General features: G+C 37.6%; 17 protein-coding genes. 4 read left to right on the top strand and 13 right to left on the bottom strand.

Annotation, left to right across the window (positions count from 1 at the left end; genetic code table 11):
- Positions 1-133: 133 nt before the first annotated feature.
- Both CHX27_RS03780 and CHX27_RS03775 read right to left on the bottom strand, forming a co-directional pair.
- Entirely contained in the window at positions 134-499 is a 366-nt protein-coding gene (locus CHX27_RS03780) for a PUR family DNA/RNA-binding protein (RefSeq protein WP_094485434.1), read from the bottom strand.
- Positions 500-571: 72 nt separating this feature from the next.
- On the bottom strand, positions 572-2,341 hold the full coding sequence (locus CHX27_RS03775) for an ABC transporter ATP-binding protein (RefSeq protein WP_094485433.1): 1,770 nt from the start codon (positions 2,339-2,341) through the stop codon (positions 572-574).
- Positions 2,342-2,539: 198 nt separating this feature from the next.
- Here CHX27_RS03775 and CHX27_RS03770 point away from each other — a divergent pair, with 198 nt between their 5' ends.
- The 4 genes from CHX27_RS03770 to yajC all read left to right on the top strand — a co-directional run bounded on the left by CHX27_RS03770 (position 2,540) and on the right by yajC (position 5,412).
- Positions 2,540-3,643, top strand: a complete 1,104-nt coding sequence (locus CHX27_RS03770; protein ID WP_094485432.1) for a Glu/Leu/Phe/Val family dehydrogenase — start codon at positions 2,540-2,542, stop codon at positions 3,641-3,643.
- 83 nt (positions 3,644-3,726) lie between these two features.
- On the top strand, positions 3,727-4,674 hold the full coding sequence (gene nusB / locus CHX27_RS03765) for a transcription antitermination factor NusB (protein ID WP_243388955.1): 948 nt from the start codon (positions 3,727-3,729) through the stop codon (positions 4,672-4,674).
- A complete protein-coding gene (locus CHX27_RS03760; RefSeq protein ID WP_094485431.1) occupies positions 4,671-5,135 on the top strand; it encodes a DUF1573 domain-containing protein in 465 nt (154 codons plus the stop codon). The genes nusB and CHX27_RS03760 overlap by 4 nt, the downstream gene beginning before the upstream one ends.
- Before the next feature lies 1 nt (position 5,136).
- Positions 5,137-5,412, top strand: coding sequence for a preprotein translocase subunit YajC (gene yajC / locus CHX27_RS03755; protein WP_094485430.1), 276 nt, complete (start codon positions 5,137-5,139; stop codon positions 5,410-5,412).
- Positions 5,413-5,619: 207 nt separating this feature from the next.
- Here the strand turns inward: yajC and CHX27_RS03750 are convergent, their stop codons facing one another.
- The 11 genes from CHX27_RS03750 to CHX27_RS03700 all read right to left on the bottom strand — a co-directional run bounded on the left by CHX27_RS03750 (position 5,620) and on the right by CHX27_RS03700 (position 17,324).
- Complete coding sequence (locus CHX27_RS03750; protein ID WP_133063409.1) at positions 5,620-5,961, bottom strand: DUF1801 domain-containing protein; 342 nt, start codon at positions 5,959-5,961, stop codon at positions 5,620-5,622.
- Positions 5,962-5,969: 8 nt separating this feature from the next.
- Entirely contained in the window at positions 5,970-7,259 is a 1,290-nt protein-coding gene (pepT, locus tag CHX27_RS03745) for a peptidase T (RefSeq protein ID WP_094485428.1), read from the bottom strand.
- Positions 7,260-7,479: 220 nt separating this feature from the next.
- Positions 7,480-8,028, bottom strand: a complete 549-nt coding sequence (locus CHX27_RS03740) for a hypothetical protein (protein ID WP_133063408.1) — start codon at positions 8,026-8,028, stop codon at positions 7,480-7,482.
- A gap of 41 nt (positions 8,029-8,069) precedes the next feature.
- On the bottom strand, positions 8,070-9,383 hold the full coding sequence (locus CHX27_RS03735; RefSeq protein ID WP_094485426.1) for an AAA family ATPase: 1,314 nt from the start codon (positions 9,381-9,383) through the stop codon (positions 8,070-8,072).
- 223 nt (positions 9,384-9,606) lie between these two features.
- Complete coding sequence (ribB, locus tag CHX27_RS03730) at positions 9,607-10,728, bottom strand: 3,4-dihydroxy-2-butanone-4-phosphate synthase (protein WP_094485425.1); 1,122 nt, start codon at positions 10,726-10,728, stop codon at positions 9,607-9,609.
- Between the two features lie 7 nt (positions 10,729-10,735).
- Entirely contained in the window at positions 10,736-12,178 is a 1,443-nt protein-coding gene (locus CHX27_RS03725; protein WP_094485424.1) for an LptF/LptG family permease, read from the bottom strand.
- Positions 12,179-12,187: 9 nt separating this feature from the next.
- Positions 12,188-12,868, bottom strand: coding sequence for a LolA family protein (locus CHX27_RS03720; RefSeq protein ID WP_094485423.1), 681 nt, complete (start codon positions 12,866-12,868; stop codon positions 12,188-12,190).
- Entirely contained in the window at positions 12,868-15,384 is a 2,517-nt protein-coding gene (locus tag CHX27_RS03715; protein WP_094485422.1) for a DNA translocase FtsK, read from the bottom strand. The genes CHX27_RS03720 and CHX27_RS03715 overlap by 1 nt, the downstream gene beginning before the upstream one ends.
- Before the next feature lie 15 nt (positions 15,385-15,399).
- Positions 15,400-15,768, bottom strand: a complete 369-nt coding sequence (locus CHX27_RS03710) for a diacylglycerol kinase family protein (RefSeq protein WP_094485421.1) — start codon at positions 15,766-15,768, stop codon at positions 15,400-15,402.
- A 6-nt stretch (positions 15,769-15,774) separates the two neighbouring features.
- Complete coding sequence (gene tpx, locus CHX27_RS03705) at positions 15,775-16,275, bottom strand: thiol peroxidase (protein ID WP_094485420.1); 501 nt, start codon at positions 16,273-16,275, stop codon at positions 15,775-15,777.
- A 146-nt stretch (positions 16,276-16,421) separates the two neighbouring features.
- Positions 16,422-17,324, bottom strand: coding sequence for a histone deacetylase family protein (locus tag CHX27_RS03700; protein WP_094485419.1), 903 nt, complete (start codon positions 17,322-17,324; stop codon positions 16,422-16,424).
- Positions 17,325-17,503 lie beyond the last annotated feature (179 nt).

Raw genomic sequence — 17,503 nt, 5'->3', positions numbered from 1 at the left:
CAGGTATAAATATACGGAATATATTTGGATAACTCAATAAATTTTTTTAGCTTCTTTTCCTTTAATTAAAGGTTTCGATTTCGTTATTTTATTGAAATTCAAATCATAAAAAAATCCGCTCAGGGCGGATTTTCTAAATATCGTCGAATTCGATGTCGGTATAGCTTCGGGTCGTTTCTGATTCAGAGCCTCGATCTTCGCGTTTAAAATCTTTCTGGTGTCTTTCAGAAATCACTTCTTCTCCTTTGTGATTTAAAACGTAAGAAGTCATATCATTTAAGATTTCAGCGAAAGCGGCAAAATCTTCCTTATACAAATAAATTTTGTGTTTTTTGAAGTGAAAAGATCCATCTTCTTCGGTAAATTTCTTACTTTCAGTGATGGTAATGTAGTAGTCATCGGCTTTGGTTGCCTGTACATCGAAAAAATAAGTCCTTCTTCCTGCACGTAAAACTTTTGAAAAAATATCTTCTTTTTCAAGCATCTCGTTTTCTCTCATGGTCGCCTCGGTCAGTATTAAATTTATGTTAAGTAATCCAAAAGTGAGAAAAATTTTATGAATTGTCAACTTTTAAGCCGATTCTTTTTCGGAAAGTTGTTTTAAATACAGTTCGCGATAATATCCGTTTTGTGCCAATAATTCCTCCGGAGTTCCGAACTGAATCATCTTTCCATCTTCCAAAACCAAGATTTTATCAGCGTTTTTCGCCGAACTGACCCGATGACTGACAATAAATGTGGTTCGGTTTTGAGAGAACTTTTTGAGATTATCTAAAATTTCTTCTTCCGTTTCGGTATCCACAGCCGATAAACAATCGTCAAAAACTAAAATAGGCGAATTTTTAAGTAAAGCGCGTGCTAAAGACACCCGTTGCTTTTGTCCGCCCGATAAAGTTATCCCGCGTTCTCCGAGTACCGTTTCGTATTGTTGTGCGAAATTTTCAATGTTTTCATGAACTGCAGCCATTTTTGCGGCTTGTACAATTTCTTCTTCCGACGCCAATTCATTACCAAAACGTATATTATTGGCAATGGTATCTGAAAACAAAAAGGCATCTTGAGGAACAAAACCAATCTGACTTCGCAATTCTTGTAAGTTGTAATCTTTAATATTAATGGTATCCATTTTTATGGAACCTGTATCGGCATCATCCAAACGCGCAATTAAATTTAAAAGTGTCGATTTTCCGCTCCCTGTTTTCCCAAAAATTGCAAGAGTTTCCCCTGATTTTACCTCGAAATTTAGTTCAGACAATGCTTGGATATTGGTATCCTCATATCGATAAGAAACGTGATCAAAGATGAATGCGCCGTGTACTTCCTTTAAAGATTGGTCACCGCTTTTTAATTCCGATTCAATTTTCAAGAACTCGTTGATACGTTTTTGTGAGGCCGCAGCTTCTTGAACCATACTCGAAACCCAGCCTAAAGAGGCAACTGGCCAAGTAAGCATATTCACATACAAGATGAATTCGGCGATTTGCCCAATATGCATGATGCCACCCGACTGATTGATATACATGAGTCCGCCGAAATAAATCACAATCAAGTTGCTAAATCCGATCAAGGCGATCATCAGCGGTCCGAATAATGCATTGGATTTTGCCAATTCCATGGCCTTCGTTTTACTTTCTGCTGAAAGCGCAATCACTTTTTGTTGCTGTTTCTTTTCGAGTGCATATGCTTTAACGACACGCAAACCTGAAAAAAGTTCCTGGGAAAAGCTCGATAAATTGGATAAGTTTTGCTGAAAAAAAGTACTGCGTTTGTTGATTTCGGTACTAAGTTTAAAGATGGCATACGAAAGAATAGGTAAGGGGAGTAGTGTGTACAAGGTTAATCGCGGAGAAACAGCATACATATATCCGATAACGATGGCAAATCGGATGAACGTATTTATCGTGTACATAACAGCTGGCCCTACATACATACGCACTTTTCCGACATCCTCACTAATTCGATTCATCAAATCGCCGGTTCGATTTTGTTTGTAAAATTGTTGCGATAATCGTGTGTATTGGACAAATACTTCATTTTTGAGATCGAACTCAATCAGTCGCGACATAACAATGAGCGTTTGTCGCATTAAAAACGTCAATAATCCAGCTAGAAGTGTAGTGGCAATAATTAATAAAATGTTCTTGATGAGTTGTGATTGAACGAAATAAACATCGACGGTTTCGCTATTTTTTATGTAGTTTTCAATACTTGCAATGGAGTTGGATATTAATTTGGGTGTATATAGGTAGAAAATTTGGGCAACTATCGTGATTAAAATTCCGGTCAAAAATCGAATTTTATATTTTACGAAGTATTTATTCAGGTATTGTAATTCTTTCATTTTTATAGTCAGATAGCTATAATGTTTTTAATAATTTTGTTAAAAATTTGCAGAACTTAAAAATATAACCGTTTAGAAAAATCGTCAAAAAATTACGATTCCTTCAAAAAATACGCCTGCGCAAACGATGCAGTAAAAATATTCGTAAATTTGCAGAGGCAAAAATGAAAAAGCCTTAATTTTTAATTTCTAAATCAAATGGTTACAGAGGTATTAACACCAGCAGAACTTAGCAAAGTCGATCCAGTATTTGGTCAATTGTCGTTTGACAACCATGAACAAATCGTTTTTTGCAATGACAAAGATACAGGTTTGAAAGCAATAATAGGCATTCATAACACGGTTCTTGGTCCAGCTCTTGGTGGTACCCGAATGTGGAAATATAATAATGAGTGGGAAGCGTTGAACGATGTTTTGCGCTTATCGCGAGGAATGACATACAAGTCGGCCGTAACGGGTTTGAATCTGGGTGGTGGAAAAGCGGTTATTATTGGCGACAGTAAAATCGATAAGACACCAGAGATGATTACCAAGTTTGGTCAGTATGTAAATAGCTTATCAGGAAAGTATATTACTGCAGAAGACGTAGGTACTACAACGGCAGATATGGATTTAATTCGCGACGTAACATCCTTTGTTACTGGCGTTTCAGAATCAAGAGGTGGTTCTGGAAATCCTTCTCCGGTGACCGCTTACGGTGTTTTTATGGGAATGAAAGCGGCGGCTAAATACAAATTCGGAAGTGATAACTTAGAAGGTAAAAAAGTATTAGTGCAAGGTGCTGGCCATGTAGGTGAAACTTTGGTTTCTCATTTAGCTAAAGAAGGTGCCGATGTTTATATTTTTGATATTCATGAGGATAAAACTCAAGCAGTAGCTCAAAAATATGGTGCAAAAGTCTTTACTGGAGATGTTTACAGTGCTGATGTTGATATTTACGCGCCTTGTGCTTTAGGAGCAACCATCAACGATGAGACCATTCACACGCTAAAAGCAAAAGTTATTGCTGGTGCGGCAAATAACCAGTTGGCTGTTGAGCAAATTCACGGCGTTTTATTGCAGGAAAAAGGTATTGCTTATGCGCCAGATTTCTTGATTAATGCTGGAGGAATCATTAATGTGTATGCAGAAATCGTTGGTTACGACAAGGCAGAGGCATTAAGACGTACCGAAAACATCTACAATACAACCTTGGAAATCTTTGCTTTAGCTGACCAGAATAAAATCACAACGCACCAAGCGGCAATGGCAATTGCTGAGCGCCGAATTGCTGAAAGAAAATTGCAAAACAGTTCAAAATAATCCTTTCAAAGTTTAAAGGATATCTTATTTTTGCGGGCGAAAGTGATCAACACTTTCGCCCAATTTTTTTTAAAGTTCTTACCGTGCTAAACAGACGACATATCCGCGTAAAAGTGATGCAATCTATTTTCGCCATGCATCAAACACAATCCGACCGTATCGATTCTCAGGAGAAATTCCTCGAAAATAGTCTACGGGTTTTGCACGACCTCTACCTTTTAATGCTTTCAGCCTTGATTGAGGTTCATAAAACAGAGGAACGCTTTTTGGAAAAATCAGCACAAAAGCACTTGGCAACTGCCGCAGAGAAAAATCCGAACAAACGTTTTATCGAGAATCCCATTTTAATAGCACTTTCAGAAAGTACTGATTTAAACAAGCAAATTGCAGAACGCAAACTCAATAATTGGGATCTTCACAGCGATTACATTAATCTAATGCTTACGGAGCTGAAGTCGTCTGATGTTTATCAGAATTACATGAGCTTGGAAACAGTCGATTTTGAAGCGCACAAAGATTTGGTTGCTTTTTTATTCGCAGATGTTATAGTGCCTAACGACAAAGTTTACGAATATCTCGAAGATTTTAAAATGACTTGGGCCGACGACTTTCCCGTGGTTAATACTCATATTATTAAAGAATTGAAAGCATTAAAACCGACTGTGCTTACCAACGGCTTCAAGGTGTCGAAGTTGTATAAGATGCAGAAAGACGAAGGTTTCGGCGTAGAATTATTTCGAAAGACCATTCTTAACGAGAAGCAATTCTATAAGTTTTATGAAAACAAAACGCCAAATTGGGATATAGACCGTATTGCTGAAGTCGACGTAATATTGCTAAACATGGCTATTTGTGAACTTACCAAATTTCCATCGATTCCTGTGAAAGTAACTTTAAATGAATACGTCGAAATCGCTAAAGAATACTCTACTCCAAACAGCAGTAAATTTATCAATGGTGTGCTCGATGCTTTAGTTCAAGAATTTAAAACTTCAAATCAATTACCAAAAACCGGACGCGGATTACTATGAAAAAAATTGTTTTAGGAAGCTTTTTACTTGCTTCACTTGCGGCTTGTTCAAACAAACCAGAGGTCGCAGAAATGAAATTTGAAACAGAGGTCGTAAAAGTTGATACAATTAACCAAGGTGATGTTATTGATACAGCCTTTGTTTTCACAAACACCGGAAATGCAGATTTAATAATTAAATCGGCGAAGGCTTCGTGTGGTTGTACGGTAGCAGACTATCCAAAAGAAGCAGTAGCACCTGGCCAAATAGGGAAAGTATATGCGAAGTTCAATAGTTCGGGTAAACGAGGAAAATCTATAAAAACGATTACGATCGAAGCGAATACATCTAAACCGTTCACATTTTTAAAAATAGAAACTTTTATTAAGTCTCCAAAAGCTACAATCGCAGCCAGTTCTGATACATTGAAAAAGAGACCAAGTAATAGTTTAAAATCCAAAATTCTTAAACCAGTTAAATAAAATGGAAAAATTTCTAAGTATTCTACCTTATATTTTAATGATCGGCGTATTTTATTTTTTAATGATTCGCCCACAACAGAAACGCGCAAAAGCTGAACGCGAATTTGAAAGCAATTTAAAAGTAGGCGATCGTATCATTACTAAAAGTGGAATACATGGTAAAATCGCAGAACTAGCTGAAACAACTGTTGTTGTAGAAACTATGTCAGGAAAATTGAAAATGGAACGCTCTGCAATTTCATTGGAGTTGTCTAAAGCGCTTCAAGCCAAAAAATAAAAATGGCATTCTAATCGGCTGTTGAAGAACAGCGATTTGAAAAAGTACTATATCGCGAGCATGATCTTGTGACTGTTGGACTTTATTTCTTTTGTGGAAATAATTCTATAACCGTCGGTCAAGAAAATGCTCGCGATTTTTGATTTTTAAAAATGAAATGTCTTTTAAACTGGAAATAATTTTGATCTTATTTCAAAGAAGGAGCGTTTAAATCGGTTTCGGTTTTGTTTTTGCGTTCTCAATGGCTTCGAAAACGTATGCCATTACGGTATTTTTATCTAGTTCAGCTATATCGGTGAAACGCCATTGTCTTAAAAACTTTGTTTTTCCTTCTTGAGCATTCACTAAAACTTCCTGATGATCTGCAAGTAAGTGTCCTTCAAAAAACCAGATCGCGAAAAAGTTCTTGAATCCAGCAATTCCTAGTACATTTCTTTTCCCAACAGAATATACGTCGCTTCCCCACTTAATGTTGTGTAGCATTTCTGTTTCAGAAAACCACTGATTCAAAATAGCTATTTCTGCTGCCCAACGATTTACCTTATCCAAATCTGAACCTACTTTTTCTGCTTTGCCGTTTTTTTCTGCTTCTTTCCTACAACTGTGAAGTCGGTGGCTGCTGTTAGTTCCGCAATTCGAATAATAACGTCAACGGCTTTTTGCATACTTTCTACCGGTACATACTCGTATTTTCCGTGGAAATTATGTCCACCTGCAAAGATATTCGGGCAAGGTAATCCCATATACGAAAGTCGGCATCCATCTGTTCCTCCACGAATTGGTTTGATAATCGGTTTGATACCTAGATCTTTCATGGCTTGTTCGGCTAAATCGACAATAAACATCACTGGTTCAACCTTTTCACGCATGTTGTAATATTGATCGCGAATCTCACAACTAACAATTTCATCGCCAAATTGCTTTTTGTACTTCTTATTCAATTTTTTTGCTAAATCGTGAACAAACTCTTTACGTTTCACAAATTTCTTGTAGCTGTGATCGCGAATAATTAGTTCAACAACGCTCTCTTCAATACTTCCATGTAAATGGTGAACGTGATAAAATCCTTCGTAACCTTTAGTGGTTTCTGGAGTTTCATCTTTAGGTAAGTCGGCAATAAAATGCGCGGCCAAAGTCATGGCATTAATCATTTTTCCTTTTGCATAGCCCGGGTGTACACTTTTTCCTTTAAAGACAAGTTTTGCTGAAGCTGCATTGAAATTCTCGTATTCCAACTCACCAATCTCACTGCCGTCCATGGTATAAGCCCATTGTGCACCGAATTTCTTCACATCAAAAAAGTCGGCACCACGACCAATTTCCTCATCGGGCGTAAAGCAAACACGTATTTTACCGTGCTTAATGTCGGGATTTTGAATTAGGTATTCCATAGCCGAAACAATCTCGGTAATTCCGGCTTTATCGTCAGCGCCTAGTAAAGTAGTTCCGTCTGTGGTAATTAGCGTTTGACCTTTGTACTTCAATAAATCTTTAAAATACGTGGGTGAAAGAACTATATTTTGATCGGCATTTAGTAAAATATCCGAACCGTCGTAATTGTGAACTATTTGTGGTTTCACATTTGTTCCCGTGAAATCAGGAGTTGTATCGTAATGTGAAACAAAACCAATGGTTGGAACTTCGTGTTCAACATTTGAAGGAAGTGTTGCCATTACATAACCTTTGTGATCCTTCGTAACATCCGACATTCCGATGGCTTTTAATTCTTTAACCAATAAACGCGCTAAGTCGAGCTGTTTTTTGGTGCTTGGAACTGTATTTGATACGGCATCAGATTGCGTATCGATGGTAACGTAGGATATAAAACGGTCTATTAAATGTTGCATAATTTGTGAATTTCAACCCAAAGATAACGAGGGAGAGTCGTTTTTCAATGTTAAGAATTTCAGAAAGGTTTCGCTGATACTCTTGTCTTTAACTATCTTATTTTCAGTGATTTTAAATCGTTCCAATTCCATTTCGAACTTAAACTCAGCATTTCGAAAAAAACTTTTAAATCAATTATTATCTCTGAATGTGGAAGGGACTTCCCTACATAACAGAGTTTTACTTTTGTGGTTGCGGAATCATGTTCCAAATATCGATGCCAAATTCTACTTCTAAACTTCTGATAAACTTTAGTTCATTGACGTTATTTTGAACTACTTTTTGAAAATAAACTGTAGGATTTTCGTAATGCTTTATTAATTCGTTACAAAGTTCAATGTATCGTTTTCTTTCGATAGATAAATCGTAATCATCTAATTTCAACAGTTTAACTAAATTTTTTGCGTCAATATCGTTTTCATCTGTTGCTTCAAAAAGTTTCAAGTCTTTGTTGTAGGATATCCTATCATTAAAATCATCGTTAAGCGGAGATAAAACAGGCTGAAATTGCTTCCACTTATTCGATTTCTCTTTATTCCATTGCGATTTACAAAGAAAAAGATTAGGATAATTATTCCGTTCTCTAAAATCTTGAGATGGATTAAAATGATCTATATCTTTTTGATCTGTTCTTCCGAGATAGGTCTCCGTGTATGAGCAGAATCCCTTTTGTTCATTAAATAAAATATCACGTAAATTAGAATTGTCACCGTCCTTAACATACCTCATATTTCTTGCTAAGGAGTCACTAGACTTAATCTGTTTTCTCATTAAAATTTATAGGCATTTGCTAATTCTAGAATTTCTTCTAACAATTTGTCTTTTACTTTTTCGTTTTTTTCTGCACCCAAACGTTTTTTTAGTTCTTTAAATTTTTCAAAAGCCTCAACGCCTTTGTAATTCATTAAAGATTCTAAATCAAAATCATTTTTTAACATATCATTTGGGTCATCACCTATAGGAGAAACACCTCTTCTTACTGCGACTTTTCCTTCATCATCAAAATAAAGAATGAAACGTTCTTCTGGTTCAAAGGATGCTGCAATAAAAGGTGAATGCGTTGCCACGATAAACTGTGCTTCCGGCGCCAAACTTTGATAATGCTCCATCAAGTCCATTTGCAAGTCAGGATATAAGGAACGTTCAGGTTCATCAATAAGTATGATGGCGTCTTTTGTATCAAGTGAGTACAAAGGTAGAAAAGATAATAACAATCCTTTAGTTCCCGTACTTGTATTCTGTATTGGAATTATTTCGTCATTTCTTTTGTTCTTTATTGGAATAGAATATTCTGTATTTATAGCATCAACTTCTAAATGTAGCTTTTCTAAAATAGGATTAAACTTGCTAGCAAATAATTCGAGAATGTTGGGATTTTCTTTCTGCCATTTTTCAAATTCTGTACTTAATTTTTTTTGATTTGCTAGCAGTCCTTTATGAATCAATTCAGACATTTTTTGAGTGAAATTCTTTCGATATTCGAGAATTTCACTAATTAAAAATAACCAAGTTTTTTCATCAACTTTTTCGTCAAAAGTTAAGATTTGACTTTTAATTTTATTATTTCTCCTATTAATTTTAATGCCTTCTATTTCAGAGCTGTATTTCTCAATTAAATCAATTGGATTAGTTGAAAAAAGCTCAATATTTTTATCAGAAATAATACTTGCTTTTAAATAGTACAAAGAGTTTGCATATTCTGACTGTATGAGTTCACCGATTATTCTAGCATCATTTCCGTTGTCTCCATATTCAATTCCTCTAAAGGTTATTTTATCGTTACGAAAAATAAGATATTCATTTTTTAATTTTAAAATTAGTTCATCGTCTAAAGGCTCAATTTCATCGAAAAGATCAGAAAGGATTTTATTGTCTAATGCTCCAGGTTCCAATAAGTCTTTTACTCTTTTAAATAACAACTCCATTAAGCCAGTTTTACCACTTGCACTTTGTCCAATAAAACAAATCTTATCTAAGGGCATGCCGCGTTTTTCGACTAAATGAAAATTTTCTGGATACGTAAAATCAAAATTTAAATTTTTCAGGTGTCTAAATTGGTCTATATATAATTTAGAAATTTTCATTTGCTGATTTTTTACAAATTTAATTAAATTGTGTTCTATTTAAAAGCAGCTAACGGCAGCTACCAGCTAAGAATTGTTTATTAATTCTATCAATAAACTTCTAAATTTATAGAGTAATACTTATTAAACCGTTTTATGCAGTTTTAATTTCATTTTAGAAACTCTATATTATTGCAATACCTTTGTAACTAATCAACGGCATCAATATCTATAAGATTTTTCGCTAATACGTGACGTATTCTGTAATTTCTAATCCGTAGCCAATCATACCTACACGTTTGCTTTGTTGGGTATTGGTAATCATGCGAATTTTGGTGATATCTAGGTCATGTAAAATCTGCGCTCCAATGCCAAAGTCTTTATTGTCGATTACAATACGGGGCGCTTTCATCTCGCCTTGGCTTTGAAGTTGGCGCAATTCTGCGAGTCGATTTAACATATTAACGGCCGTCATATCTTGATTGATGAAAACCACAGCTCCTTTACCTTCCTGGTTGATCACGCGAAACATGTCATCGAGTTTTTCCTCGGCATTGTGCGTTAAGGTTCCGAGTAAGTCGTTATTAACCTGACTTGAATTTATCCGCGTAAGTACTTCGTCGCCGGCATTCCAAGTTCCTAACGTAAGTGCAATATGTACTTGCTTGTTGGTCGTTTGCTGGTAGGCACGTAAGCGGTAATTTCCAAAACGTGTTTGAATTTCGAAATCTTCTTTTTTCGAAATCAAGCTATCGTGCTGCATGCGGTAAGCTACTAAATCTTCGATTGAAACCAATTTCAAATCGAATTTCTTTGCCACCTCTACGAGTTGTGGTAGGCGCGACATTGTACCGTCTTCGTTCATGATTTCGCATATAACGCCCGCGGGTTTAAAACCAGCTAGTCGTGCGAAATCGATAGCCGCTTCTGTGTGTCCGGTTCTTCGCAAAACACCACCTTGTTTAGCCACTAGCGGGAATATATGCCCTGGACGTGCTAAATCAAATGGTTTTGTAGCTGGGTCAACTAGCGCTAAGATTGTCTTTGCTCGGTCGGCAGCGGAAATGCCAGTCGTTACGCCATGTCCTTTTAAATCAACCGATACGGTAAACGCGGTTTCTAAATGGTCGGTATTGTTGGCAACCATCGCTCGCAGATCAAGTTCTTTGCAGCGCGATTCGCTCAAGGGAGCACAAATCAAACCTCGTCCGTGTGTAGCCATGAAGTTGATCATTTCAGGCGTCACCTTTTCTGCAGCAGCAAGAAAGTCACCTTCATTTTCCCGATCAGCATCGTCGACAACAATTATGACTTTTCCTTGTCGGATGTCTTCAATGGCTTCTTCTATGGTATTGAGTACAATCATAACTGAATTAGTTGGCAGATTTTTTTTGAAATATTCGTTGAAAAAAGGAGTTTATGCCGTCGAAGTTAATGAGTCCGGTATCGTTTGTTGCACGATACGTTAGCGATAAGGCCAAAGGTGTAAGAATGATCGACGACAACCACGATCCTAAGAATGGCGGGATTCCGTCTTCTTGCGCAATTTTCTTTCCAAATGTATTGGTGAAATGGAAAATGATAAAAATTAAAATGGCAAAAACTATTGGCAATCCAAAGCCACCTTTTCTGATAATAGCTCCCAAGGGCGCTCCAATAAAGAACATGAGTATGCACGCATAGGCGATTACAAACTTGTCGAAGATTGATAACCAATGCGAATTGATGTTTTTTTGTTTGTACGAAAATTCGTCAGATGATCCGGAAATAGAGAACTGAATACTTGAAACTGTACCTAAAGCATTGTCTAATATTCTGATTTTCTCCACATCAGTTAACTTATCGAACACTTTTAAGGAAGCAGATACTTTTGGTGAAGCACTTGATTTGTTCAAAGTGTCAGGCATTTTTACTAGATCCTGCTTTGCTTTGTATTTAATATTGTCGGCAAATGATTTCTTTTCCTTACTGATGTCTTTTCGCAGTGAATCTAAAGCATAATTTAATTCACCAATCGTTAGCATGGCGCTGGAGTTATTGATGCTTGCTTCGTTAACATCAACTTTATTCAGTTTAGTTAAGTCAATGTTTATGTTATACTGTTTGAATGAAGTTTTTGTAAACGGAAGCTTTTGTCGCTCTTCGTATTTTTTGGGGATAATATCTTCGTATTGAATTCCGTCGTACAACGCTAATTGTAGCGTATTCGAATTTTCACTCGATAGCAGTTTTCCTCGTTTTGCTTTAATAACGGTGGTATTTGAAATCGAATTCTGACTGCTTTTATGGATCGTAACGCCAGTTAAATCGTTGCCTTTTTCTCCACTTTTCTTGTCTACTTTAATATTGAAAGAACCGATTTCGCTAAACTGACCTTCCGAAATGGCCATGGCTGGTTTAACTTGTGCAATGTTACTTTTGAAATTCAAAAAGCGGTATTGCGAGTAGGGGATTACGTTATTGGCAAACAAAAAGGCGAGTCCGCTGAGTAAAAAGATAAAGACCATCAAACTGCGCATCGCGCGTTGCAAAGATACGCCAGCCGATTTCATTGCAGCGAATTCGTAATTTTCTGACAAATTTCCGAAAGTCATAATCGAAGCCAGCAATATCGATAGCGGTAAGGCCATCGGAACAATGCTCGGCATGAAAAAGACCATGAATTTTAAAATAGACGCGGCATCAAGATCTTTCCCCGCAAGGTCGGAAATAAACAACCAAACACCTTGGAGAATAAAAACAAAAAACAGAATAAGAAATACCGAAATGAATGTTCGAAGAAATGATATCAGTATGTACCGGTCCAGTATTTTCACTGCTCTTGGCTAGTCGAGTTTATTGATGTAGTAGTTCGGGTATTTCGAGGCCACAAAAGTAAACTGATTTTTTGACAATGGCTGATTTGTCTTAAAGGAATTAACAGTCAAAGTGGTTTTTGTTCCATTCTTCCCACTTTCAATCATGTTATAAATATGCTTTGTTTGCACGTCGATTCCCAAAAGCACTTCTTTACGCTGATCTTTAGAAGAAGTAGGAACCAATTTTATGTATTGAATTTTTCGTCCTTTTACATTTTGAAGAATATCCCAATAGTATTTATAACCACTATTAAAGAACGTCAGCATTTTTGAAGGTGTGATCGCATTGCTGTCGTTATCATCGTATTTTGAAATGCTTACTTCTTCATCTTCTGGAACAATAGTGTAAACTTTTTTGCCATCAAAAAGTTTTGTTGTTCCCATGAAATTCAGCAAATACTTGTCGCCTTCCAGAATAACGCTTCCTTTAGATTCTTGATTTACATTCTCGCGGCTATTCTGTAAACTGTATTTGAATTCGATACTTATGTTATTATAACTTCTAACCTTAGCTGTAACTTCATCGAGTAAGCTCTTTGCTTTCTTGTCTTGGGCGAAACCAGAAATCGCACTCAAACAGATACAAAAAAAGGATAGAACAGTTGTAAGATAAGCTTTTTTAAAAGCACGTTGACTTTTAGAAATCATTACTTGTTGTTTTCTTCGTTATTTAAAAACTGATGCAAGCTCGCTAAATCGGTAAAATTTACGTTTCTAGCTTTGCTTCCTTCAAACGGTCCAACGATTCCGGCGGCTTCCAGTTGATCGATTAATCGGCCAGCGCGGTTGTAACCCAATTTCAACTTTCGTTGCAATAAAGAGGCTGAACCTTGTTGAGCTGTTACAATAATCTCGGCAGCTTCGCGGAACATCGAATCGCGTTCCGACACATCTATATCAAGTTTAATGCCACTTTCTTCGTCGCCAACATATTCTGGCAATAAATATGCATTTGGATACGCTTTTTGCGAACCAATATACTCGGTAATTCGTTCCACTTCAGGCGTGTCAACAAAAGCACACTGCACACGTATTACGTCATTTCCGTTGCTGTACAGCAAGTCGCCTCGACCAATTAACTGATCTGCACCTTGCGTATCTAAAATCGTACGGCTATCGATTTTCGAAGTAACTCGAAACGCAATACGCGCCGGGAAATTCGCTTTAATGATTCCCGTGATTACATTCACCGATGGGCGCTGTGTGGCGATGATTAAGTGAATTCCGATAGCACGCGCCAATTGAGCCAAACGGGCAATTGGTGTTTCTACCTCTTTTCCAGCTGTCATAATCAAATCCGCAAACTCGTCGACAACAAGGATGATATACGGTAAAAATCGATGCCCTAATTCCGGATTTAATTTACGTTGCTTAAACTTCTCGTTGTATTCCTTAATGTTGCGAACCATGGCATCTTTCAACAACGAGTAACGGTTGTCCATTTCCACGCAAAGCGAATTCAACGTATTGATAACCTTATTATTATCTGTAATAATCGCATCTTCCGTGTCGGGTAATTTTGCCAAATAATGACGCTCAATTTTATTGAAAAGTGTCAATTCTACTTTCTTCGGATCAACCAATACAAATTTTACCTCCGCAGGATGTTTTTTGTAAAGTAATGAAGTAAGAACGGCATTTAATCCGACCGATTTACCCTGACCTGTCGCTCCCGCCATCAACAGGTGTGGCATGCGCGCCAAGTCAACAACAAAAGTTTCATTACTAATCGTTTTTCCAAGCGCAATTGGTAGCTCCATTTCTGCTTCCTGGAATTTCGTGGAAGCAATAACGCTTTTCATAGAAACCGTCGTTGGATTTTTATTCGGAACTTCAATACCAATTGTTCCTTTTCCTGGAATTGGAGCAATAATTCGAATTCCTAAAGCCGAAAGCGATAAAGCAATATCGTCTTCCAAACTCTTAATCTTCGAAATGCGAATACCCGCTTCCGGAACAATTTCATACAAAGTTACCGACGGACCTACTGTTGCCTTGATCTGTGCAATCTCAATTTTGTAATTGCGCAAAGTTTCAACAATACGATTCTTATTTTCTTCTAGTTCTTCCTGATTGATCGTAATTCCGCCTGAAGCGTAATCTTTCAATAAATCAATCGACGGAAATTTGTAATTCGATAAATCAAGCGTCGGATCGAACAAACCAAAATCGGCCACCAAACGATCGGCTAAATTTTCACTAACCACAATTTCTTCCTCGACTTTCTCTATCACAAAAGCCTCTTCAGGATCTACGTGATGCCCTTCAATTTCGATATCGTCATCATTCGTTACATCCAAAGCTAATTCTTGTCGTTGCGGCTCTGTTTTTAACTGAATTTCCGAAGCGGATCCAATCGTTGGTTTCAACGCCTCTTTGTCGATTTCAAATGCGCTGGGTTTCGAGATTAAAACAGGTTCGGGTATATCTTCTTCCTCGATAGAAAAATCTACGGCAGCAGCAGGCGGAACAGTAGCTGAGGCGGTATCTTCTACGGCAAATTCTTCTAAATTATAAGCTGTTGCTGCCGATTGTGCTGCTGCGGCTGCCTTAATTTCAGCTTCACTAGGTTCGGGTTTCTCTGGCTTTTCAAAGAAAGTTTTAACAAAATCGGGTGATATCTTTACCTTAAAAATCAAGTAAATAATCAAACCAAGAACCAAAATAAGTGCTGTTCCTGCTTTTCCGGCAAAATCTTGCAGCAAGTCGTTTAGTTCGTATCCAACCATACCTCCCAATTCGGGTAAGAAGTTGGCAAAAAATCCGAGCGAAACTGAAACGATTAAAATCGCAAACAAGTCCCAGAACCAGGTGCCGCGAAGCTTAACCACCGGGATGTCTAAAATCATATACAAACCGGTTAGAAACAACAAACGCACCAAAAGGAACGAGGCAACGCCAAAACCTTGATGGAGAAAAAACTCTGCAATAAATGCTCCCGTTTTTCCCAACCAATTCGAAACAGGTTCGGAGCGATCCGCGAAAGCGTCTAAAGCACTCTGATCTTGAGAGCCGGATATAAAAAAAGAAATGAAAGCCAAAAGCATGGCAACCGACACTAATGTCAGCACAAAACCAGCAATAACAATATTTTGTCTGCTGAAAATTTTCGACGTTTTAGGTGCACTTGCTTGCTCCGATTCTGATTTCGTTTTCTTTGCCATACCTGCAATCGAAGTTTATATAAAATACGGGAGATAAATGAGTAAGCCAACGGCAACTGCTGTAATAGCTGCAAAACAAACGGCTCCTGCTGCAATATCTTTTATGAAACCAATTTTTTTGTGATAATCCGGATGAATAAAATCGGCAATTTTTTCCACAGCTGTGTTTAATCCTTCGATTCCTAAAACCAAACCGCAGGCCAATGTTTGCAAAATCCATTCGGTGCGCGAAATGCCTACGTAAAATCCCAAAAATATCAATAAAACGGCAAGCGAACTCTGCACCATAATACTGTGCTCGGTAGTCACCAATTTATACGCGCCTTTTATCGCAAATTTGAAACTTTTTAAACGGCCGGTAACAAAACTGTGATCTGTCTTCATTGCCTCTTATTTCAAGCTGGCTAGGGCTTGCTCGTAATTCGGCTCGTTTGCGACCTCAGGAACTAATTCAGTATAAATAACTTTGCCATCAGTGTCAACAACAATCACCGAACGCGCATGTAAGCCTTGTAACGGACCGGTAACGAATTCCAAACCGTAATCTTTTCCAAATTGCCCCGCTCTAAAATCAGAAACAGCATACACGTTTTCAATACCTTCAGCACCACAAAAACGTTTGATAGCAAAAGGTAAATCACGTGAAATACACAAAATAACTGTGTTTTCTAATTGCGCCGCTTTGTGATTAAACATGCGTACCGAGGTTGCGCAAGTAGGCGTATCGATACTTGGAAATATATTTAAGATAACGCGCTTCCCGGCGTAATCCGACAAGTGGATCTCTGATAAATCGGTTTTAACTAAAGTAAAAGCTGGTGCTGCTGCACCAATTTGTGGTAAATCACCCGAGGTTTGAACGGCGTTTCCGCCCAAAGTTACTGTAGACATGCTGTTTTAATTAAGTTTCCAAAATTAAATAAAAAGCCGTGTCTTTACCATCTTTAATACAAGCGATTTTCCAAAAAATAAACCTCAAGCGTTTTTTCTGTTTTCCAGCAACGAGCAAGCGTGTTTTTTGCTGATGTAAGCCTCTGTTAATCAAACAAATCCACCGCTAAACGAAAGGTATTGCAATGCGCTTCAACAATTGTTTTTACCTCTGGCGAATATCCGCCGCCCAAAGCCACAGTTACCGGAATATTCTTTTTCTTAAGTTCTTGAAATACAATTAAATCGCGCGTTTTGCAATCTTCCATACTCACCTGTAATTTCCCAAACTTATCGGTTTCCAGTATGTCTACTCCCGCCAAATAAAATGCAAAATCTGGCTGTACGTCATCGAGTAGTTTCGGCAGTATTTCGTTTAAAATCGATAAATACGTGGCGCCCGTGGTTCCGTTGGCTAAACCGACGTCCAAATCCGATTTTTCTTTATGAAACGGATAATTCGTAGCGCCGTGCATGCTAAAGGTAAATACCTGGGCATTGTTTTCCATTAATTTTGCAGTTCCGTTTCCTTGATGAACGTCTAAATCGATGACGATAATCTTCTTTCGTAAATCTTTATGCAACAAATAGTTAGCGGCTATAGCCATGTCGTTTAGCAAACAAAAACCTTCACCGCGTTCCGCAAAGGCATGATGCGTTCCGCCAGCAACATTTAAAGCCGCTCCGTGCGCAATTGCATGTACCGCTGCATCGACAGTTCCTTGGGTAATAATTAATTCTCTCAACGTGAGTTCGGGCGATTGTGGGAAACCAATTTTTCGTTGCTCCGAAGTACTCAATTCCTGATGAATCAGCTTGTCATAATACGCCTTTTCATGCGTCCACAAAACCACTTCTTCCAAACACGGCTGCGGGCTAAAAAAGTGCGCTGCCGTACAAGTGCCTTCGTGCAATAATTGTTGCGGAATCAATTTGTATTTCAACATCGGAAACCGGTGATTTTCCGGCAAAGGATGGGCGTAAATCGGATCAAACGCAATTTTAATCATAACCTGAGTTCGATTTAAAAATTGAAGTCAGGAAACAGATAAATGGTTGATTAATAACGATTGGGACTGTAAAATAGGCTAAAGAAAAAAGGTTGTTTTTGAGGCAGAACAATACAAAAAAATGTTGCATAGCGGCGCTACGGAAGATTTTTTTAAAGCAGTTATGGCTTAAAAACATT

The sequence above is a fragment of the Flavobacterium aurantiibacter genome, from assembly GCF_002251775.1.
Taxonomy (GTDB): domain Bacteria; phylum Bacteroidota; class Bacteroidia; order Flavobacteriales; family Flavobacteriaceae; genus Flavobacterium; species Flavobacterium aurantiibacter.
The sequence above is the reverse complement of the archived record's forward strand: the minus strand, read 5'-3'. Positions and strand labels throughout refer to the sequence as shown.

What these genes read in the sequence shown, in the direction of transcription:
- CHX27_RS03780 (WP_094485434.1), bottom strand. Translation starts at nt 499, where the DNA reads ATGAGAGAAAACGAGATGCTTGAAAAAGAAGATATTTTTTCAAAAGTT.
- CHX27_RS03775 (WP_094485433.1), bottom strand. Translation starts at nt 2,341, where the DNA reads ATGAAAGAATTACAATACCTGAATAAATACTTCGTAAAATATAAAATT.
- CHX27_RS03770 (WP_094485432.1), top strand. Translation starts at nt 2,540, where the DNA reads ATGGTTACAGAGGTATTAACACCAGCAGAACTTAGCAAAGTCGATCCA.
- CHX27_RS03760 (WP_094485431.1), top strand. Translation starts at nt 4,671, where the DNA reads ATGAAAAAAATTGTTTTAGGAAGCTTTTTACTTGCTTCACTTGCGGCT.
- yajC (WP_094485430.1), top strand. Translation starts at nt 5,137, where the DNA reads ATGGAAAAATTTCTAAGTATTCTACCTTATATTTTAATGATCGGCGTA.
- pepT (WP_094485428.1), bottom strand. Translation starts at nt 7,259, where the DNA reads ATGCAACATTTAATAGACCGTTTTATATCCTACGTTACCATCGATACG.
- CHX27_RS03740 (WP_133063408.1), bottom strand. Translation starts at nt 8,028, where the DNA reads ATGAGGTATGTTAAGGACGGTGACAATTCTAATTTACGTGATATTTTA.
- CHX27_RS03735 (WP_094485426.1), bottom strand. Translation starts at nt 9,383, where the DNA reads ATGAAAATTTCTAAATTATATATAGACCAATTTAGACACCTGAAAAAT.
- ribB (WP_094485425.1), bottom strand. Translation starts at nt 10,728, where the DNA reads ATGATTGTACTCAATACCATAGAAGAAGCCATTGAAGACATCCGACAA.
- CHX27_RS03720 (WP_094485423.1), bottom strand. Translation starts at nt 12,868, where the DNA reads ATGATTTCTAAAAGTCAACGTGCTTTTAAAAAAGCTTATCTTACAACT.
- CHX27_RS03715 (WP_094485422.1), bottom strand. Translation starts at nt 15,384, where the DNA reads ATGGCAAAGAAAACGAAATCAGAATCGGAGCAAGCAAGTGCACCTAAA.
- CHX27_RS03710 (WP_094485421.1), bottom strand. Translation starts at nt 15,768, where the DNA reads ATGAAGACAGATCACAGTTTTGTTACCGGCCGTTTAAAAAGTTTCAAA.
- tpx (WP_094485420.1), bottom strand. Translation starts at nt 16,275, where the DNA reads ATGTCTACAGTAACTTTGGGCGGAAACGCCGTTCAAACCTCGGGTGAT.
- CHX27_RS03700 (WP_094485419.1), bottom strand. Translation starts at nt 17,324, where the DNA reads ATGATTAAAATTGCGTTTGATCCGATTTACGCCCATCCTTTGCCGGAA.